Genomic DNA, 18,640 nt, shown 5'->3' with positions numbered 1-18,640 from the left:
TTGACGATACGGCGAACGCGCCGCATGATTTGCGCATCGCATCAAGGCACCGAGCAGGCGCCGGCGAAAAGATTTTCTCTCGACGCAGGTCCGCACGGAACAGGCGCAACGCAAGCTGTTGTGCCGATGGCGGAGCCGTGCCAGCGCAGGAGTGGAGACGGATGAACGACGACGACAAGCGCGACGGATCGAGGCTCGACCGGCGCCATTTGCTCCAGGCGGGATTAGCTGCGGCATTCGCTGCGCCGCTCGGTGCCTTCGGTGCGGCACAGGCCTTTGCGCCGCGGACAATCGCGCCCGGCGTCGATCTCTCGGAGTTTCCGCTGTGCCGGACTGCGTCGGATGTGCCCGCGCTCACCGGCGCGCCGCGCAAGCTCAAGCTATCCTGGAACGCGGGCGCGGTCTGTCTCGCCCCGGTGCCGGTCGCCATCGAGCACGGCTTGTTCCAGAAGCATAATCTCGACATCGAGCTCATCAATTATTCCGGTTCGACCGACCAGCTGCTCGAGGCCATCGCAACCGGCAAGAGCGATGCCGGTCTCGGCATGGCGCTGCGCTGGCTAAAGCCGCTGGAGCAGGGCTTTGACGTCAAGATTGCCGCCGGCACCCACGGTGGCTGCATGCGGGTCCTGACCCGCGCCGATTCCAGCGTGAGCAAGCTTGCCGATCTCAAGGGCAAGATCGTCGCGGTCGGTGATCTCGGCGGCCCAGACAAGAATTTCTTCTCCATTCAGCTCGCCAAGCTCGGTATCGATCCGAACAAGGATGTCGACTGGCGCGCCTATCCCGGCAACCTTCTCAACGTCGCCGTCGAGAAGGGCGAGGTGCAGGCATTCCTGTCGTCCGACCCGCTGGGTTATCTCTGGCTCAAGGACAGCCAGTACAAGGAGGTCGCCTCCAATCTCGATGGCGAGTATCGCGACAAGAGCTGCTGCATCCTCGGCCTGCGCGGCAGCCTGGTGCGCGAGGAGCCGCTGGTCGCGCGCGCCCTGACGCAGGCGCTGCTTGATGCCGCGATGTTCACCGCGCAAAATCCGTCTGTGACGGCGAAATCGTTCCAGCCTTACGCGCCGAAGACGGCGTCGCTCACGGATATCGAGGGCATGGTGCGCTACCACACTCATCACCATCACCCCGTCGGCGAAGTGCTAAAGCGCGAGCTCAAGGCCTATGCCGACGATCTCAAGAGCGTGCAGGTGTTCAAGCAGAGCACCGATACGGCCAGATTCGCGGAGCGCATCTATGTCGACGTATTCGCTGTCTGACGGCCTTGCCTCCGGCGCGCCGCGCCTCTCGCGCGCACCCTGGCTGACGAGCTGGGTCCGGGACTCCGGTGCCGGCATTCTCGCCAGCGTGGCGTGGATTGCCTTCGGCCTGTCCTGCCTGTGGTGGGAGGACGTCGGCGACTGGTCGCGGACCCATTCGCTCGGCATTGCCGCGTTTGTCATCGCAGCGATCGCGTTGTTCGGGACGGTCGGCGCCGATTACCTCGGTTCGACGGGCCGGGCCTTGCGCCAGCGCGCGCCGTGGCTCGTCGTGCTCGGCGTTGTCCTGACCCTGTGGGAAGTCGCGACGGCAAAATTCGCCTGGCTACCGTTGCCGTTCTTTCCGCCGCCGCAATCGATCATCGAGGTCTACACCGACGATCTGCCAAAACTGCTCGACAGCGTGTTCGCCTCGGTCAAGCTCCAGCTCGGCGGCTATCTGATCGGCGCGACGGTCGGCTTCCTGACCGGCGTCTCGATCGGCTGGTCGCGCGCGGTCGGCTATTGGGTGCATCCGGTGCTGCGCTTCATCGGCCCGTTGCCGGCGACCGCCTGGCTGCCGATCGCCTTCTTCACCTTTCCGTCGAGCTGGAGCGCATCGAGCTTTCTGATCGCGCTGGCAACCGGCTTCCCGGTCACCGTGCTGACTTGGTCGGGTGTCGCGAGCGTGAGCAACGCATATTACGACGTCGCGCGGACGCTCGGGGCGAAGCCTTCCTTCCTGGTGCTGAAGGTCGCGATCCCCGCGGCCTTGCCGCACGTTTTCGTGGGCCTGTTCATGGGGCTCGGCTCGTCCTTTGCCGTGCTCGTCGTCGCCGAGATGATCGGCGTCAAGGCAGGGCTCGGCTGGTACCTGCAATGGGCGCAGGGCTGGGCCGCCTATGCCAACATGTATGCGGCGCTGATCGTGATGTCGTTGCTCTGCTCCGGCGCGATCACGCTGCTGTTTGCGATCCGCGATCGCCTGCTGGTTTGGCAAAAGGGGACAGTGAAATGGTAGCCGCAACCGCACTGGCTGACTTCGACGCTCACCCGGCGGCCGGTGCCGCGCTCGACATCGAGCAGGTCAGCCACGCCTTCGACATCGACGGCGCCGAGCTGCCGGTGCTCAGCGACGTCAGCATCTCCGTCGAGCCGGGCGAGTTCGTTGCGCTGCTCGGCCCCTCCGGCTGCGGCAAGTCCACGCTGCTGCGCCTCGTCGCAGGCCTCGACAAGCCCCGGTCCGGAACGCTGCGCGAGGACGAGGCGCGCATCACGCGACCGCACCCGTCGCGCGTCGTCGTGTTCCAGGATCCCACCTTGTTTCCTTGGCGCACGGTCTGGGACAACGTCGCGCTCGGGTTGGAGGCGCAGGGCATCTTGAAGAGCCAGCGTCATCGCGTCGATGCCGCGCTCGATCTCGTCGGGCTATCGTCCTTCCGCAATGCCTATCCGCACCAGCTCTCGGGCGGCATGGCGCAGCGCGTCGCGCTGGCCCGCGCACTGGTCAATGATCCCAAAATCCTCATCCTCGACGAACCGCTCGGTAAGCTCGACTCGCTGACCCGCATCACCATGCAGGCCGAGCTGGTCTCACTGTGGCAGCGCAAGGGTTTTACCACGCTGCTGGTGACGCATGACGCCGAGGAGGCGCTGGTGCTCGCCAACCGCGTCATCGTGTTCAGCGACCGCCCGGCGCGTGTGAAGGCAGACATCCGTGTCGACCGGTCCTATCCGCGCCATCGCGGCGATCCGTATCTGGTGGATTTGCGCCGCCAGATCCTTGGCCTGCTCGGATTGGACGCCACATGGTGACTTCGATCGCCAAGGGCCGCGCGGCGCATCACGAGCCCGACTACATCGCACGTGCCGAGGCGCTGGCCGAGGCTTTCGCCGCCCGCGCGGCCGAGCACGATCGCACCGGCAGCTTCCCGTTCGAGAACTTTCGCGAGCTTTCCGAAGCAGGCCTGCTGTCGCTGACGGTGCCTGCCGCCCATGGCGGGGCCGGAGCTGGCGCACGATACGCCGCCCGCGTCCTCGGCATCATCGGCAAGGCCGATCCGTCGACAGCGCTGGTGCTGTCGATGCACTACATCAACCATCTGGTGATGGCACGGAGCCCGACCTGGCCGGCGCGGCTGTCGCGCAAGCTCGCGCGCGAGAGCGTCGAAGGCCTTGCGCTCGTCAATGCGCTCCGCGTCGAGCCCGAACTGGGCTCGCCTGCGCGCGGCGGCCTGCCCGCGACCATTGCACGTCGGACCGAGACCGGCTGGCGGCTCTCGGGGCACAAGATCTATTCGACGGGATCGCCGATCCTGAAATGGTATCTGGTCTGGGCGCGGACGGACGAAGCCGAGCCGCGCGTTGGACAGTTCCTGGTGCCGGCGGGCCTGCCAGGCACGCGCATCGTCGAGACATGGGATCATCACGGCCTGCGGGCCAGCGGCAGCCACGACGTCATCTTCGAGGACGTCGTGATACCCCTCGATGCCGAGATCGATGTGCGCGAGCCGGCGGACTGGCGCGCACCTGATGTGGCGCAGGCGACGGTCCACACGATCTTTGTCGCCGCGATCTATGACGGCGTTGCGCGGGCTGCACGCGACTGGCTGGTCGGGTTCCTGAAGCAGCGGGTCCCTGCCAGCCTGGGCGCGCCGCTTGCGACCTTGCCGCGGGCGCAGGAGATCCTTGGCGCGATCGAGGCGCGGCTCATCGTCAATGCACGGCTGATCGCATCCTTTGCCGGTGATTTCGATGACGGTGTCGCGCTTTCCGCGGCCGAGTCCAACGTCATCAAGCTGGCCGTCACCAATAACGCCGTCGCCGCGGTCGAGAATGCCTTGTCGCTGACCGGCAATCACGGCCTGTCCCGCGCCAATCCGCTGGAGCGGCACTATCGCGACGTCCTGTGCGGTCGCGTGCACACGCCGCAGGACGATTCCACGCGCACCGGCCTCGGCCGTGCCGCATTGGGCCTCTAGCCTGCCGCCAAACATTCAGGGAGAACATCATGTCGGTCGAGTTCATCGGCTTTATCGCCAACAGCAATGCTTCCGAGACCATCGTACGCCAGGGCCCGGTGCTCGATGCCGCCTATATCGAGACGGTGGCGAAGGCGCATGAGCTCGCGGGTTTCGATCGTGCGCTGCTGGCGTTCCATTCAACCACGCCGATGCGCTCCAGGTCGCACAGCATGTGCTGACCATCACCAAATCGTTGAAAGTGATGATCGCGCAGCGACCGGGCTTTACCGCGCCGACGCTGCTCGCGCGGCAGCTTGCGACGCTTGACCAACTCTATGGAGGCCGCGTCTCGCTCCACGTCATCACCGGCGGCAATGCAGCCGAGCTTAGGCAGGACGGCAATACGCTCGACGACAAGGACGAGCGTTACGCCCGCACCAGCGAGTTTCTCGACGTGGTGAAGCTGGAATGGACCAGCGAGAAGCCGTTCAACTACAGCGGAAAGTACTACAACGTCGAGAACGGTTTTTCGCAGATGAAGCCGCTGCAGAAGGCCGGCATCTACACCTTCGTCGGTGGTGGCTCTGACGCTGCGATCGACGTCGCGGGCAAGCATGCCGACACCTTTGCGCTGTGGGGTGAATCCTATGCGCAGGTGCGCGACGTCACCTCGCGGGTTCACAATGCGGCCGTCAGGCAGGGCCGTCGGACGCCGCGCTTCAGCCTCTCGGTGCGGCCGATCATCGCTCCGACCGAGAAGCAGGCCTGGGAAAAGGCGGACGAGATTCTTGCGCGCGCCACCGCGCTCCAGGACAAGACCGGCTATCGCAAGCCCGCCGACGGCCATGCCACCGCTGGCGCGCGGCGTCTGCTCTCGCTCGCCGACCAGGGCAGCCGCATCGACAAGCGGCTGTGGACCGAGATCGCAAAGCTCACCGGCGCCAACAGCAACACCACCGCGCTGGTCGGCACGCCCGAGCAGGTCGCCGAGGTCTTCGGCGACTATTGCGACCTCGGCGTCAGCCATTTCCTGATCCGCGGCTTCGATCCGCTTCCCGATGCCATCGAGTATGGCCGTGAGCTGATCCCGCTGACGCGCGAGCTGATCGCCAAGCGCCAGCCTGTTCGCGGCGAGGCGGCGGAATGATCCGTCTCATGCTGGCCGACGCGATAATGTTCGGCTGGTCGCGGACGAGCAGAGCGAAATCGACCTCTACCTTCACTGGGGTCTGATCAAGCAGAAGCTCGAGGCGGCCGAGATCGCTACTGCGCAGAGCCGGGACCCATGCCGCACAGATGCTCCCGGTGAGATAGGCCCCGGCTCAGCAGCGTACCACTGCGTGATGCGCTGCGTCCGGGGCACGAGATCTCAAAAGGCTCTCAAGCATCCGTGAAGCGGGCAGGGCGCATTCCAACCCGGCCGGATTTCGCGATGCGTTTGTTCTGCGTTTCATGCCAGCGACAGCACTCGCATTGCTATTTGCACCAACTCCCTTGCAGTACGCCCGGTGTCTTCAAAAATCATCCAGACGACCACATCGGGAGACCGGCCATGGGCCTGCAAGAAACAAAAATCGAATCGCTTCCCTTCGTCACCGCTGAACTCAATTACCTCGCGCCGGTTTCGGGCAAGCCGCGCACTTACGCCTTCGATCCACCGCCTGGCGAGCCCAAAAGCACGTCATTGCCGGAGCCGCATCAGGTACCGATCTTCGATGCCCGGCTGATCGCACAAAACATCTCGCTCGACCGCGAAGGCTTTGCGCTGGTGCGGCATCCACATCAGGTGAAGGACTTCTCTAATGAGGAGGAAATCAAGGCGGTCTACTATCCCGCCGTCGAGGCCTTCCTGCGCGCAACGCTGAAAGCCGACCGCGTCGTCATCTTCGACCATACCGTGCGCAGGCGCGTTGAGGGTGCCGCGGACATCCGCGACGGTGGCCCGCGTCAGCCGGCAACGCGCGTCCACGTGGATCAGACCGCCGTCTCAGGCGCCAACCGCGTGCGCGAGCATCTGCCCGACGAGGCCGAAGAGTTGCTGAAGGGCCGCGTCCAGGTGATCAATCTGTGGCGGCCGATCCGCGGTCCTTTGCGAGATTCGCCGCTGGCGATGGCCGACGGCACGACGGTTGCGCCCGACGATCTCGTCGCCTCGGATCTGATCTATCCCAACCGTCGCGGCGAAATCTATTCGGTGAAATACAATCCGAACCATCGCTGGTTCTATTTCCCCGAGATGACGGCGGACGAAGCACTGCTGCTCAAGTGCTACGATTCCGCAACCGATGGCCGCACCCGCTTCGGGCCGCACGCCGCGTTCGTCGATCCGACCACGCCGGCCGATGCCGCGCCGCGCGAGAGCATCGAGGTTCGGACGCTCGTATTCCACAAACAGTAACAGAACTGTGATGGCACTGCCGGGCGCGGCCCGGCAGTGGCTCAGGAACCCACGGGAACCGACAAACGTTTGCGCCCGGGGCAGGCCAACCCGGAGGGGTGCCGTGCGAGCGCAGACCACGTTATTTTCTTGCCTTGCTACGTTTTCGCTTTCTGCAGTTTCCTTTGCCCAGGCCGAAAGCGGGCTTGCCTCCTATTACAGCTACGGAAAAGCCGGGAAAGGTGAGCTGACCTGCGCGCACCGGACGCGTCCGTTCGGAAGCGTGCTGAGGGTGTCCTACGGCAGCCGCTCGATTCAGTGCCGCGTCAACGATCGCGGCCCCTTCATCCGCGGCCGCATCGTCGATCTCTCGGTGCCGGCTGCCAAGGCGCTGGGCATGATGAGCGCCGGCGTGGTGCGGGTCTCGGTGGAATAGACCTGCCAGCACGCTATAGTGCCGCCCAAAGCGGGGGGCGCTATGGCCAGGATCAGGGTGGGACTCGTCGGCTGCGGCTTCGTGTCGGAGCTGCATATGTATGCGTTCCGGCGCGTCTACGGGGTGGATGTCGAGGTCGCGGCGGTCGCTGCGCGCGGCGACCATGTCGTCGAATTCGCCGGCCGCCACCAGATCCAACGGGTCTATCGCAGCTTCGCCGAGCTGATCGCAGACCGCGAGCTCGATGTCATCGACATCTGCACGCCGCCCAATCTTCATGCGGGGATGATCGTCGCCGCCATGCAGGCCGGCAAGCATGTGATCTGCGAAAAGCCGTTCGCCGGCTATTTCGGCCGCGACGGCGACCGGCAGCCGATCGGCAGGCATGTGCCGAAGGCGCTGATGTATGAGCGCGTGCTGGAAGAGATGGACGCCACGCGTGCCGCGATCGAGCGCACCGGAAAGCTCTTCATGTATGCCGAGGACTGGATCTACGCGCCGGCCGTGACCAAGACCGCGGAGATTCTGAGAGCGACCAAGGACAAAATCCTGTTCATGAAGGGCGAGGAGAGCCATTCCGGATCGCATGCGGCCCATGCCGCGCAATGGGCGATGACCGGGGGCGGCTCGCTGATCCGGATGGGCTGCCATCCGCTCTCGGCGGTGCTGTATCTCAAGCAGGTCGAGGCCAAGGCGCGCGGTGAAACCATCCGCGTCGCCAGCGTCAGCGGCGATGTCGGCAATGTCACGGCCATCCTCAAGCCGGAGGAGCGCACCTACATCAAGGCCAATCCTGTCGACGTCGAGGATTGGGGCACGCTGACCGCGACGTTTTCGGACGGCACCAAGGCCACCGTGTTCTCCGGCGACATGATCATGGGCGGCGTGCGCAATCTGATCGAGACCTACACGTCAGGCGGCTCGCTGTTCGCCAACATCACGCCGAATGATCATCTGATGAGCTACCAGACCTCCGAGGAGAAACTCGCCTCCGTCTACATCACCGAGAAGGTCGACCGCAAAACCGGCTGGCAATATGTCTGCCTCGAAGAGGAGTGGACGCGCGGCTATCTCCAGGAGATCCAGGACTTCATGGAATGCGCCGCGACGGGACGGCAGCCGCTGTCGGACCTCGCGCTGGCGTACGAGACAATCAAGGTGAACTACGCGGGATACTGGGCGGCGGAGGAGGGACGAAGGGTGATGATGTAGGGCGTGATGAACTCACTGAGCTAGCCGCAGGCACGGTGCCAATCCTTCTCCCCTTGCGGGAGAAGGTGGCATAGGCGGCCTTCGGCCGCCGTTCTCAAGAACGCCGAAGCGTAGCTTCGGCTATAGCGCCGGATGAGGGGTTCTCTCCGCGGTTTAAAATGAGAGAGGTTTGCTCGCGGAGGCAACCCTCACCCGTCTCGCCGTTTCGCGGCGAGCCACCCTCTCCCGCAAGCAAGGGGAAAGGGTGCACCGTCGGCGCGGCGCGTAGCCTCACGTCCCGTAGGTCGAGCCCTTCGGCAGCGGAAACACCGGGTCCCGCGTCCGGATGTTCGTCGGCCACACCACCGAGATGTGTTCGCCGGCATTCTGCATCACCACCGGGGTCGAGCGCTCGTTCTGGCCGGACATCGGCGTGCCCGGCGGGAAGAATTTCACGCCATAGCCCTGGATGGTGCCGCCGGCTGGAATGTCGACGTCGAGCGCGGCCTTGCGAATGGCCTCGGGCTCGAAGCTGCCGTACTTCTCCTTGGCGACCGGCAGCACGTTGTTGAGCAAGATCCAGGTCTGGTTGAAACCCATCGAGCAATGCGGCGGCACGTCGGTGGCGCTGGTCTTGGCCTGGTAGCGCGAGACCATGGTCTTGGTCAGGTCGCCGATTCCAGGCGCGAGCTTGGAGGCATCGAGCAGTTGCGCCGGCACCGGATCGATGTTGCAGAAATTGTCGATGTCGGGGCCGAAGGTCGCGCGCAGCTTGTCGAGCTGGCTGTAGCCGGCGCCCGCGCCGAACAGCATCTTGAAGCGCAATCCGCTCTCGCGGGCCTGGCGCAGGAACAGGGTGATGTCGGGGTTGTAGCCGGCGTGCGAGATCACATCGACCTTGGCGCGCTTGAGCTTGGTCACGAGCACCGAGAGATCGGGCGCGGAAGCCGAATAGCCTTCGCGCATCACCACCTGGATGCCCGCCTGCTTGGCATAGGCCTCGTCGGCCGCCGCGACGCCGACGCCGTAAGGGCCGTCCTCGTGGATCAGCGCGACCTTGACGTCCTTCGGGTCCATGCCGAGCTTGCCTTGCGCGTGCTCGGCGACGAAGCCCGCGAAGGCCTGGCCGTACTGATCGGAATGGATCTGCGCGCGAAACACATATTGCAGGTTCTTGTCCTTGAACACGGCGGTCGAGACCGCGGTGGTGATCCAGAGGATCTTCTTCTGCTGCTCGACCTTCGCCGCCATCGGCACCGCATGCGCGCTGGAATAGACGCCGTTGATGATGTCGATCTTTTCCTGGCTGATCAGCCGCTCGGCCTCGTTGATGGCGACGTCGGCCTTGCTCTGAGAGTCCGCCGCGACCGGCACGATCTTGGTCTTGCCGCCGATGCCGCCCTTTTCGTTGACGAGGTCGATGGCGATCTGCGCGCCGACCGAGGAGGCGACCGAGCCGCCGGCGGCAAACGGACCGGTGAGGTCGTAGATCAAGCCGATGCGCAAATTCTCGGCTTGCGCCTGGGCCCGTGTCCAATCGAGGCTGAGTGCGGCGGCGGCAGCCGCCGAGCTCTTCAGCAGCTGCCTGCGTGAAGTGGGCATCCTATCCTCCCTCAAAGATCGTCTTATGATTTGGTCTTGTTATTCTTTTTCGAAGTATGGGGAGCGGGGCGGCGGAAAGTCAACATGGCGAAAGTCGGGGTCCGGTCTCCGCGACGCAGAACGCAATTGCGAAATGGGTGATGAGCGCGCCCGTTACTGTTTCAAGCGACGGGCAAGATAGCCAGCGGTCTTCCCGCCGGCCGCGGCGACCTCTCGCGGCGTCCCCGACGACACGATACGGCCGCCTTCCTCGCCGGCGCCGGGACCGAGGTCGATGATCCAGTCGCTATGAGAGACGACATCCATGTCGTGCTCGACCACGACCACGCTGTTGCCGGCGTCCACGATGCGCTCGAGTTGGGCGATCAGCCGCTCGACATCCCTGGGATGAAGACCGGTGGTCGGCTCGTCCAGGACATAGAGCGTGTGACCGCGTTGCGGCCGCATGAGCTCGGTCGCAAGCTTGATGCGCTGGGCTTCCCCGCCCGACAATTCGGTGGCGGACTGACCGAGACGAATATAGCCGAGCCCGACCTCGCGGACGACCGATAGGGACCGGTTGAGGGTTGGATCTTCGTGGAAGAATTCGAAGGCTTCGTCGACGCGCATCGCCAGCACATCCGCGATGGATTTTCCGCGGATCTTCACCTCCAGCGTCTTGTCATTGTAGCGCGCGCCCTTGCAGGTCGGGCAGGGCGCATAGACGCTGGGAAGAAACAGAAGCTCGACGCAGACAAATCCTTCGCCTTCGCAGGTGCTGCATCGGCCCTTCGCGACATTGAAGGAAAAGCGCCCGGCATCGTAGCGGCGGGACTTTGCCTGCGGCGTCACGGCGAACAGCTTCCGGACGTGGTCGAACAGGCCGGTATAGGTTGCAAGGTTGGATCGCGGCGTGCGGCCGATCGGCCTCTGATCCACCACGACGAGACGATCGACCTGGTCGAGGCCGGCGACGATCTCGCCGCCCAATGTCTCGACCGTGGGTGCCAGGCTATCGTCGTCCGCGTCCGCAGCCCGTGCATGGCCGAGATGCTCCGCCATGGCATCGACGAGGAATTGGCTGATCAGGCTCGATTTGCCGGAGCCCGACACGCCGGTCACGCTGGCGAGAACGCCGAGCGGGATATCGACGTCGAGGCCGCGGAGATTATTCCGGGTCACACCCCGGACTTTCAGATGCGCCTTCGGCTGGCGGCGGACCATCGGCAGCGGCTTTCGTGGATGCGCGAGATAATGGGCGGTTCGCGATTGCGCGACCTGCCCGAGTCCTGAGGGCGGTCCGCTATAGAGGATGTTCCCGCCGCCTTCGCCGGCATCAGGCCCGACATCCACCAGCCAGTCGGCATGCTTGATCACCTCGATCTCGTGCTCGACCACGAAGATCGAATTGCCCGCGTGTTTCAGCCGGTCCAGCGCCCGCAGCAGCGCCTCGGTGTCGGCGGGATGCAGACCTGCCGACGGTTCGTCGAGCACATAGACGACGCCGAACAGGTTGGAGCGAACCTGGGTCGCAAGCCGCAGCCGCTGCAACTCGCCGGGCGACAGCGTTGGCGTGCTGCGCTCGCAGGCGAGATAGCCGAGGCCGAGGTCGAGCAGGACGGCCAGCCGCGCCGACAGATCCTCGCAGATGCGCCTGGCGACGATGGTTTTCTCCGATGCTCCGACGGTCGAAGTCTCCGCGAAAGGGTTCATCACCTCCTGCAGCTTCTCGAGCGGCAGATGAGACATCTCGGCGATATCAAGTCCGGCGAATTTGACCTTGAGTGCCTCGGGCTTCAATCGCGTGCCATGGCAGGTCGGGCAGTCCTGGGTGATCATGAATTGCGCGACGCGGCGCTTCATCATCGCACTCTCGGACTTGGCAAAGGTCTGCATCACGTAGCGCTTGGCGCCGGTGAACGTGCCCTGATAGCTCGGCTCCTCCTTGCGGCGCAGGGCCCGTTTGACCTCGGCCAAGTCGTAACCGGCATAGACCGGAACGGTCGGCTGCTCCTCCGTGAACAGGATCCAGTCGCGGTCCTTCCTGGGCAGCTCACGCCAGGGCTTGTCCAGGTCGTAGCCCAGCGTGGTCAGGATGTCCCGGAGGTTCTGCCCCTGCCAGGCACTCGGCCACGCCGCGACGGCGCGCTCGCGAATGGTGAGGGTGTCGTCGGGCACCATGGACTTCTCGGTGACGTCGAGCATCCTGCCGATACCGTGACAGGTCGGGCAGGCTCCTTCCGGCGTGTTCGGCGAGAACGATTCCGCATAGAGCATCCTTTGTCCGCGCGGGTATTCGCCGGCACGGGAATAGAGCATCCTGAGCAGGTTCGAGATGGTCGTCACGCTGCCCACGGACGACCTCGTCGTCGGCGCGCCGCGCTGCTGCTGGAGCGCTACGGCGGGCGGCAGGCCTTCGATGTCGTCCACCTCAGGGATCTGCATCTGGTGGAAGAGGCGCCGCGCGTAAGGCGACACCGATTCCAGATATCGCCGTTGCGCCTCGGCGTAGACCGTTCCGAAGGCGAGCGAGGATTTTCCGGAGCCCGACACGCCGGTGAACACGACGAGGGCGTTGCGCGGAATACTGACGTCGACGTTCCTGAGATTGTGCTCACGCGCGCCCCGCACGCGAACGAAGCCGTCATCCTGCATCAGGTCATCGGGGTGTCTTGATCGGTCGTCCATCTCGCTGCTCCGGCCCACGCATGGGAGATAACGGCAGGATCGCAGGATGGGTCCACAGATGCCAGCGCATCGGTTGCGTTCTGCACAAAGCGAAGGCCCGCCGCGATTGAAGCGACGGGCCATGCAAGGGCGATGGGGCGCTCGGGACGGGGCCCTGGTGCCCCAGCGTGGCGTGTTACTGCGACAGCTTCACGAAGCTCGGAAACTTCAGCTTGCCCTCCGCGATCTTCTCGGGCCAGACCACGACCTGCTTGGAGTCCTGCCACTGGAAGACCAGACCGGATACGGTCGTGGGACCGGACTTGATGCCGTGGGTGAACTCGTCGTCCTTGCCGTAGAACTGGATGCGGCCGATCGTGCCCTCGTAGTCGGTCTTTTCGAGCTCAGCGACCATCTTGTCCGGATCGGTCGAGCCGGCGCGCTTGATCGCCTCCGTGATGAAGTAGACTTCGTCATAGGCGGTGTAGCCGGTGTAGGCCGGCGGCGAGCCGAACTTGGCCTTGAAGGCGGCCGCGAACGGCTTCGTCTTGGAGGTCACGGCGACGTCGGGCGTTGCGACCGCCAGCGACGGCACGCCGTCGGCGGCGCCATTGGTGTCCTTCCAGAAGGTCGGGCTCAGCGCCTGCGCGCTGATGCCGAACATCGGGACCGGCACCTGCTGGTTCTTCCACTGCACCGTCGGCTGCACGCCGACATGCGAGATGCCGGTGACGATCACGTCCGGCTTCTTGGCCTCGATATTGTTGAAGATCGGCGTGAAGTCGGTGGTATCGGGCGAGAACCGCACGTGCTCGACGACCTTGAGGCCTGCTTTCGGAAGACAGGCTTCGTAGCCGACGTCGAGCGGCTTGGTCCAGGCGGCGTCCTCGCTCATGATCGCGGCCGTCTTGAACTTGAGCTTCTCGACCAGCAGATCCTTGGCGGCGTCGCAGACGAGCTGCGCTTGTGCGGCCGAGGTCAGATAGCCGTGGAAGGTGTATTTGTTCTTTTCGTAGTCGTTATGGATCGCCTTGGTGATCTCGTTCGAGGCCGCGCCGGGGGTGATCAGCGGCATCTTCAGCCGCGCTGCCCAGGGCTCGAGCGCCAGCACGACCTCGCTGATATAGCTCGCGATCACGGCGGAGACTTTGTCCTCGCTCACCGCGCGCTGGAACGCGCGCACCGAGTCCGCCGAGGAGCTCTTGTTGTCGTAGGTCACGATCTCGATCTTGCGGCCGAGAATGCCACCCTTGGCGTTGATCTCGTCGGCGGCGATCTGCGCGCCGCCGGGCGTCGCGGCACCAGCGATCGACTGCACCTCGGCGATGACGCCGATCTTGATAGGATCGTTCGACTGCGCATAGGCGGGAGCAGCAAGGCACAGCGCCAGCGCGGAGGCGAGGAGGAAGCTGCCGCTCAAACTCTTCGATGGTCGCATGGTCGTTTCCTTTTGCTTGTTTTGTTGTTGGTATGGGCGAACTAGAGAAAATCGGCGCCAGCCTCCGCGGCGAAGCGGCCCGGATCGCCCTCCCAGACGATCCTCGCATGCTCGAGCACATAGACGCGGTCGGCATGCGGAAGCGCGAAGGTCACGTTCTGCTCGCCGAGCAGCACCGTAATCGACGTCGTCTGCCGCAGCCTCGTTAGGGCCTTGGACAGGAGTTCGAGGATGACGGGGGCGAGACCCAGCGTCGGTTCATCCAGGATCAGGATCTGCGGCTGCATCATCAGCGCGCGGCCGATCGCAAGCATCTGCTGCTCGCCGCCGGAGAGCGTTTGCGCCATCTGGCCCTGACGCTCTTTCAGGATCGGGAATAGCTCGAACAGCCAGGCGAGCTGTGCCGCGCGCTTGTCGTCGGCCAGATGTTGCCCGCCGAGATCGAGGTTTTCGCGCACGCTCATCTCGCCGAACAGCTCGCGCGATTCCGGGCACTGCACGAGGCCGCTGCGGGCGATCTTCGCCGGCGTCGTGCCGCGCAGCTTCTCGCCGTTGCGCACGATCTCGCCGCTATAAGGCAGGAAGCCCGAGATGGTGTTGAACAATGTGGTCTTGCCGGCGCCGTTGAGACCGACGATCGAGACGAACTCGCCCTCATGGACGTGGATCGAGACGTTCTCCAGCGCCTGCGCCTTGCCGTAGAACACGCTGACATTCTCGACCTGGAGCAGCGGCACCTTGTCCTTGAAGCTGGTCTCGGGCCGCGCATGGGTCTCGATGGCGCCGCCGAGATAGACCCGCCGCACCGTCTCGTTCTTCATGACGTCCTCGGCCTTGCCGGTGACGATCTCCTCGCCGAGATACATCGCGAGCACGCGGTCGACCAACGCCGCGACGCTCTTGACGTTGTGGTCGACCAGCATCACCGCGCGGCCCTCGTCGCGGAAACTGCGGATCAGGTCGGAAAACATTTCGACCTCGGCCCGCGTCAGCCCGGCAAAGGGCTCGTCCACCAGCACGACCTTGGGATCGCGCGCGATAGCCTTGGCCAGCTCGAGCCGGCGCAGGTCGGCGAAGGGCAGCGTCGGCGGGCGGCGGTTCATCACGTTGCCGAGCCCGACGCGATCGGCGATCCATTTGGCGCGCTCGAGCAGCGCCTTGTCCGGAAACAGCATGAACAGGCTGTCCGGCAGCAGCGCGACCATGATGTTCTCCAGCACAGTCTGCCGGTTCAGCGGTCGCGAATGCTGGAACACCATGCCAAAGCCCTTGCGCGCGATCTTGTGCGCCGGCAAGCCCGCGACGTTCTCGCCCTCGAATACGACTTCGCCTGATGTCGGGCGCTCGATGCCCATGACGCTCTTCATCGCGGTCGATTTGCCCGAGCCGTTCGGGCCGATCAGGCCAAAGATCTCGCCGCTATTGACCTCGAAGCCCAGGTTCTTCACCGCCGTCAATCCGCCGAAGCGCTTGGTCAGGCCGCGGACTTCGAGCACGGCCCGGTTTGAAGATCGCATATCCATCACGAGCGCGCCTCACGCGAGAGGGCCGCTCCGAGGAAGCCGCCGGGGAAAAACAGCACGACGAGCAGCGCGACGGCCGAGACGATGAAGGTCGCAAGCTCGCCGGTGGGCCTGAGGAACTCGCCGGCGACGATCAGGAAGATCGCGCCGAGTGCCGCGCCAAGCACGGTGCGCCGGCCGCCGAGCACGGCTGAGACGATCACGTTGACGCCGACCGCGACGTCGACGACGGTGCCGACCGAGGCGGTGCCGAAGTAGAACACCAGCAGCGCGCCTGATAACCCCGAGAAGAACGCACTGACGATGAAGGCGGCGAGCTTGTGCTTGACGATGTTGAAGCCGAGCGCGCCGGCCTGGACCGGGTCCTGGCCGCTGGCTTGCAGCACCAGGCCAACAGGCGATTGCGACAGGCCATAGAGAATGGCCGCCGAGATCGTCATGAAGCCGAGCGCGATCCAGTAATTGACGCCGGCGTTGATGGAGATGACGTCGGGAATGGTCAGCCCGATCTCGCCACCGGTGAGGTCGGCAAACACCACGATGAAATTCTGCAGCATCAGCACCGCGACCAGCGTGGTCAGGCCGAAATACGGTCCGCGCACCCGAAGCGCCGGCAACGCCAGCACGAGGCCGGCGATGACGGAGGCGAGCGCGCCGAGCACGATGCAAGCGTAAACCGACCAGCCGAACTGGGCATTCAGGATGCCGGCGGTGTAGGCGCCGACGCCGATCAGGAAGGTCGGCCCGAAATTGACCTCGCCGGCGAAGCCGAACAGCAGGTCCCACGCCATTGCGAACACGCCGAAATAGAAGGCGACGGTGAGAAGCCCGAGCACGTAGCCGGAGACGTAGAGCGGCAGCGTCGCCGCGATGACGACGAGCGCGAATGAGATGAAGAACAGGCGTGTCGTAAAGAAGCTGGCCATCTCAGCGCCTCCCCAGAAGGCCCTGGGGCCGGATGTACATCACGAACACGAGCAGCAGCAGCGCCGGAATGGTGCGGTAGGCCGGCGAGACCAGATAGGCCGTGAGCGTTTCGAGATAGCCGACCACGAAGGCTGCGATCAGCGAGCCGGAGACGCTGCCGAGGCCGCCGAGCACGACGATCGAGAACGCGCTCGCGGTCAGCGGTCCGACGCTGTAGGAGCTGACGCCGAGAAACATTCCGAGCAGCACGCCGGCGATGCCGGCGAGGATGCCGTAGATCGCCCACACCACGACGTAGATGTTGGTGAGCTCGAGGCCGAGCAGGGTGACGCCGCGTGGGTTCATCGAGGCCGCCAGCACCGCCTTACCGGTGCGGGTGCGGTTCACCAGGAGCCACAACAGAGCGATGACGAAGCAGCACACGATCGCGGTAAAGATCTCGTTCCTGGGCGTGCGGACGCCGAGAATCTCGACCACGCCCTCGACGATCGGCAGCACGGTCTTGGCGTTGTTGGTGAACAAATAAGCGATCACCTCCTGGATCATGATCCCCCATAGCAGCGTGCCGGTGAGGACGAAGATCTCCTTCTCTTCATTCGGGATGCGCCGGGAATCCTGGATCGGCTTCACCACCGCGAAATAGGTCGCAAAGGATGTAAGGAGGGCGACACCGACGCCGATCAGTGCGCCGGCATAGGTGCCGACATTCAGGATGCTGGCGGCAGCCCAGGCCGCCACCGCTGCCGCCACCATGATGGCCCCGTGGGAGAGGTTGAGGACGCCGGAGACGCCGAAGATCAGCGTGAAGCCGGTGGCACCGAGAGCATAGAGAGCGCTGATGGCAAAGCCATCGATCAGAATCTGGAAAGCACGCATCTAGGGTTGGCAATCCGATTTATGAGAGACGATGTTGCTGGAGCAACGTGCTGCGGGGGCCGCATGTGGAAGCTCCCGGGAGCTGGTCCCGGGAGCGTGTCCTGCTAGTTCGAGAGCTTGATGAAGCTCGGGAACTTGACGTCGACCTTGGCGACTTCCTTGGGCCAGACCGCGCTCTGCTTGCCGTCCTGCCATTGCAGCATCAGCCCGGTGATCAGGCCCTTGCCGTATTTGATCGAGTGCGTGAACGGATCGTCCTTGCCGTAGAACTGGACACGGCCGATCGTGCCTTCCCAGTCGGTCGTCTCCAGAGCGGCGACCAGCTTGTCGGCGTCGGTCGAGCCCGCGCGCTTCACCGCATCGGCGATGTAGTAGACCTCGTCATAGGCGGTGTAGCCGGCATAGGAGGGATAGTTGCCGAACTTCTTCTTGAAGGCTTCGGCGAACGGCACTGATTTCGGCGTCACCGCGACGCCTGGGCCGGAGACGCCCTGGTAGAGTACGCCCTCGGCCGCCTGATTGGTGTCCTTGCCGAAGGTCTCGTTGGTGGCCTGCGAGGAGATGCCGAACATCGGGATCGGCACCTGCTGGTTCTTCCACTGCACCGTCGGCTGCACGCCGACATGGGAGATCCCGGTGATGATCACGTCGGGCTTGGAGCCTTCGATCTTGTTGAAGATCGGCGTGAAGTCGGTGGTATCGGGCGAGAAGCGGATGTGGTCGAGCACCTTCAGCCCGATCTTGGGCAGGCATTCCTCGTAGCCGATGTCGAGCGGCTTGGTCCAGGCGGCGTCCTCGCTCATGATGACCGCGGTCTTCATGTGCATCTTGTCGACGAGCAGGTCCTTGGCGCCGTCGCAGACGGAAAGCGCCAGCGCGGCGGAGGTCAGATAGCCGTGGAAGGTGTACTTGTTCTTCTCGTAGTCGGCATGGACGCTCTTGCTGATCTCGTTGGAGGCGGCACCGGGCGTGACGAACGGCGTCTTCAGCCGCGAGGCCCAGGGCTCCAGTGCCAGCACGACTTCGCTGATGTAGCTGGCGATGACCGCATTGACCTTGTCCTCGTTCACCGCGCGCTGGAAGGCGCGCACTGAATCTGCCGAGGAGGAATGATTGTCGTAAGAGACGATCTCGATCTTGCGGCCGTCGACGCCGCCATTGGCGTTTATCTCGTCGGCGGCGAGCTGTGCCGCCTGGGGGATGGAGGCGCCGGCAATCGCCTGCGCTTCCGCGATCACGCCGATCCTGATCGGGTCGGCCGCAAGCGCCGCGCCTGACGTCATCAACACAGCGGCCGCGGCGGTACCGAGTGCTATTCGCAACGCAACAGAGAGCGGTTTCTTCATCTTGTTCTCTCCCTTAACAGGCCTCTTATGAGCCATTATGCCGCGACTATACCGGCGGAGACATTCTCGGC

The 18,640-nt window shown here is 64.4% G+C and carries 14 protein-coding genes and 1 pseudogene; 8 read left to right on the top strand and 7 right to left on the bottom strand.

Features of this window, described 5'->3' with window-relative positions:
• Nucleotides 1–161 precede the first annotated feature (161 nt).
• The 8 genes and pseudogenes from IVB13_RS24845 to IVB13_RS24810 all read left to right on the top strand — a co-directional run bounded on the left by IVB13_RS24845 (nucleotide 162) and on the right by IVB13_RS24810 (nucleotide 8,232).
• Nucleotides 162–1,265 (top strand): ABC transporter substrate-binding protein, encoded by a 1,104-nt coding sequence (locus IVB13_RS24845; protein WP_085360713.1) that lies wholly within the window; start codon nucleotides 162–164, stop codon nucleotides 1,263–1,265.
• A complete protein-coding gene (locus IVB13_RS24840) occupies nucleotides 1,243–2,265 on the top strand; it encodes an ABC transporter permease subunit (protein ID WP_247294801.1) in 1,023 nt (340 codons plus the stop codon). Before IVB13_RS24845 ends, IVB13_RS24840 begins: the two co-directional genes overlap by 23 nt.
• Entirely contained in the window at nucleotides 2,259–3,059 is an 801-nt protein-coding gene (locus IVB13_RS24835; RefSeq protein ID WP_018457482.1) for an ABC transporter ATP-binding protein, read from the top strand. The genes IVB13_RS24840 and IVB13_RS24835 overlap by 7 nt, the downstream gene beginning before the upstream one ends.
• Nucleotides 3,053–4,225, top strand: coding sequence for an acyl-CoA dehydrogenase family protein (locus IVB13_RS24830; RefSeq protein WP_018457483.1), 1,173 nt, complete (start codon nucleotides 3,053–3,055; stop codon nucleotides 4,223–4,225). The genes IVB13_RS24835 and IVB13_RS24830 overlap by 7 nt, the downstream gene beginning before the upstream one ends.
• 29 nt (nucleotides 4,226–4,254) lie before the next feature.
• Nucleotides 4,255–5,354: pseudogene (locus IVB13_RS24825) on the top strand (LLM class flavin-dependent oxidoreductase).
• 405 nt (nucleotides 5,355–5,759) lie between these two features.
• Entirely contained in the window at nucleotides 5,760–6,605 is an 846-nt protein-coding gene (locus IVB13_RS24820) for a CmcJ/NvfI family oxidoreductase (protein WP_247294798.1), read from the top strand.
• A 103-nt stretch (nucleotides 6,606–6,708) separates the two neighbouring features.
• Nucleotides 6,709–7,020, top strand: coding sequence for a septal ring lytic transglycosylase RlpA family protein (locus tag IVB13_RS24815; RefSeq protein WP_026233379.1), 312 nt, complete (start codon nucleotides 6,709–6,711; stop codon nucleotides 7,018–7,020).
• Nucleotides 7,021–7,062: 42 nt separating this feature from the next.
• Nucleotides 7,063–8,232, top strand: coding sequence for a Gfo/Idh/MocA family oxidoreductase (locus IVB13_RS24810; protein WP_247294797.1), 1,170 nt, complete (start codon nucleotides 7,063–7,065; stop codon nucleotides 8,230–8,232).
• Nucleotides 8,233–8,502: 270 nt separating this feature from the next.
• Here the strand turns inward: IVB13_RS24810 and IVB13_RS24805 are convergent, their stop codons facing one another.
• The 7 genes from IVB13_RS24805 to IVB13_RS24775 form a co-directional block, all read right to left on the bottom strand.
• Nucleotides 8,503–9,813: an ABC transporter substrate-binding protein gene (locus IVB13_RS24805; RefSeq protein ID WP_018457488.1), complete on the bottom strand. Its 1,311-nt coding sequence runs from the start codon at nucleotides 9,811–9,813 to the stop codon at nucleotides 8,503–8,505.
• Between the two features lie 153 nt (nucleotides 9,814–9,966).
• Nucleotides 9,967–12,480 carry an excinuclease ABC subunit UvrA gene (gene uvrA, locus IVB13_RS24800; RefSeq protein WP_247490797.1) on the bottom strand — a complete coding sequence of 838 codons (2,514 nt, stop codon included), beginning with the start codon at nucleotides 12,478–12,480 and terminating at the stop codon, nucleotides 9,967–9,969.
• A 175-nt stretch (nucleotides 12,481–12,655) separates the two neighbouring features.
• Nucleotides 12,656–13,897, bottom strand: a complete 1,242-nt coding sequence (locus IVB13_RS24795; protein WP_026233382.1) for an ABC transporter substrate-binding protein — start codon at nucleotides 13,895–13,897, stop codon at nucleotides 12,656–12,658.
• A 41-nt stretch (nucleotides 13,898–13,938) separates the two neighbouring features.
• Complete coding sequence (locus IVB13_RS24790; protein WP_026233383.1) at nucleotides 13,939–15,420, bottom strand: ATP-binding cassette domain-containing protein; 1,482 nt, start codon at nucleotides 15,418–15,420, stop codon at nucleotides 13,939–13,941.
• A complete protein-coding gene (locus IVB13_RS24785; protein WP_018457492.1) occupies nucleotides 15,420–16,346 on the bottom strand; it encodes a branched-chain amino acid ABC transporter permease in 927 nt (308 codons plus the stop codon). The genes IVB13_RS24790 and IVB13_RS24785 overlap by 1 nt, the downstream gene beginning before the upstream one ends.
• 1 nt (nucleotide 16,347) lies before the next feature.
• Nucleotides 16,348–17,223: a branched-chain amino acid ABC transporter permease gene (locus IVB13_RS24780; RefSeq protein WP_018457493.1), complete on the bottom strand. Its 876-nt coding sequence runs from the start codon at nucleotides 17,221–17,223 to the stop codon at nucleotides 16,348–16,350.
• 104 nt (nucleotides 17,224–17,327) lie between these two features.
• The gene (locus IVB13_RS24775) at nucleotides 17,328–18,569 is read right to left on the bottom strand and encodes an ABC transporter substrate-binding protein (protein ID WP_026233384.1); all 1,242 of its coding nucleotides are present in this window, start codon (nucleotides 18,567–18,569) and stop codon (nucleotides 17,328–17,330) included.
• Nucleotides 18,570–18,640: the final 71 nt, after the last annotated feature.

Source organism: Bradyrhizobium sp. 17, assembly GCF_023073515.1.
Lineage (GTDB): Bacteria > Pseudomonadota > Alphaproteobacteria > Rhizobiales > Xanthobacteraceae > Bradyrhizobium > Bradyrhizobium canariense_D.
Note: the sequence above shows the minus strand (reverse complement) of the source record. Positions and strands in the feature narration are given on the sequence as shown.

What these genes read in the sequence shown, in the direction of transcription:
- IVB13_RS24845 (WP_085360713.1), top strand. Translation starts at nt 162, where the DNA reads ATGAACGACGACGACAAGCGCGACGGATCGAGGCTCGACCGGCGCCAT.
- IVB13_RS24840 (WP_247294801.1), top strand. Translation starts at nt 1,243, where the DNA reads ATGTCGACGTATTCGCTGTCTGACGGCCTTGCCTCCGGCGCGCCGCGC.
- IVB13_RS24835 (WP_018457482.1), top strand. Translation starts at nt 2,259, where the DNA reads ATGGTAGCCGCAACCGCACTGGCTGACTTCGACGCTCACCCGGCGGCC.
- IVB13_RS24830 (WP_018457483.1), top strand. Translation starts at nt 3,053, where the DNA reads ATGGTGACTTCGATCGCCAAGGGCCGCGCGGCGCATCACGAGCCCGAC.
- IVB13_RS24820 (WP_247294798.1), top strand. Translation starts at nt 5,760, where the DNA reads ATGGGCCTGCAAGAAACAAAAATCGAATCGCTTCCCTTCGTCACCGCT.
- IVB13_RS24810 (WP_247294797.1), top strand. Translation starts at nt 7,063, where the DNA reads ATGGCCAGGATCAGGGTGGGACTCGTCGGCTGCGGCTTCGTGTCGGAG.
- IVB13_RS24805 (WP_018457488.1), bottom strand. Translation starts at nt 9,813, where the DNA reads ATGCCCACTTCACGCAGGCAGCTGCTGAAGAGCTCGGCGGCTGCCGCC.
- uvrA (WP_247490797.1), bottom strand. Translation starts at nt 12,480, where the DNA reads ATGGACGACCGATCAAGACACCCCGATGACCTGATGCAGGATGACGGC.
- IVB13_RS24795 (WP_026233382.1), bottom strand. Translation starts at nt 13,897, where the DNA reads ATGCGACCATCGAAGAGTTTGAGCGGCAGCTTCCTCCTCGCCTCCGCG.
- IVB13_RS24790 (WP_026233383.1), bottom strand. Translation starts at nt 15,420, where the DNA reads ATGGATATGCGATCTTCAAACCGGGCCGTGCTCGAAGTCCGCGGCCTG.
- IVB13_RS24785 (WP_018457492.1), bottom strand. Translation starts at nt 16,346, where the DNA reads ATGGCCAGCTTCTTTACGACACGCCTGTTCTTCATCTCATTCGCGCTC.
- IVB13_RS24780 (WP_018457493.1), bottom strand. Translation starts at nt 17,223, where the DNA reads ATGCGTGCTTTCCAGATTCTGATCGATGGCTTTGCCATCAGCGCTCTC.
- IVB13_RS24775 (WP_026233384.1), bottom strand. Translation starts at nt 18,569, where the DNA reads ATGAAGAAACCGCTCTCTGTTGCGTTGCGAATAGCACTCGGTACCGCC.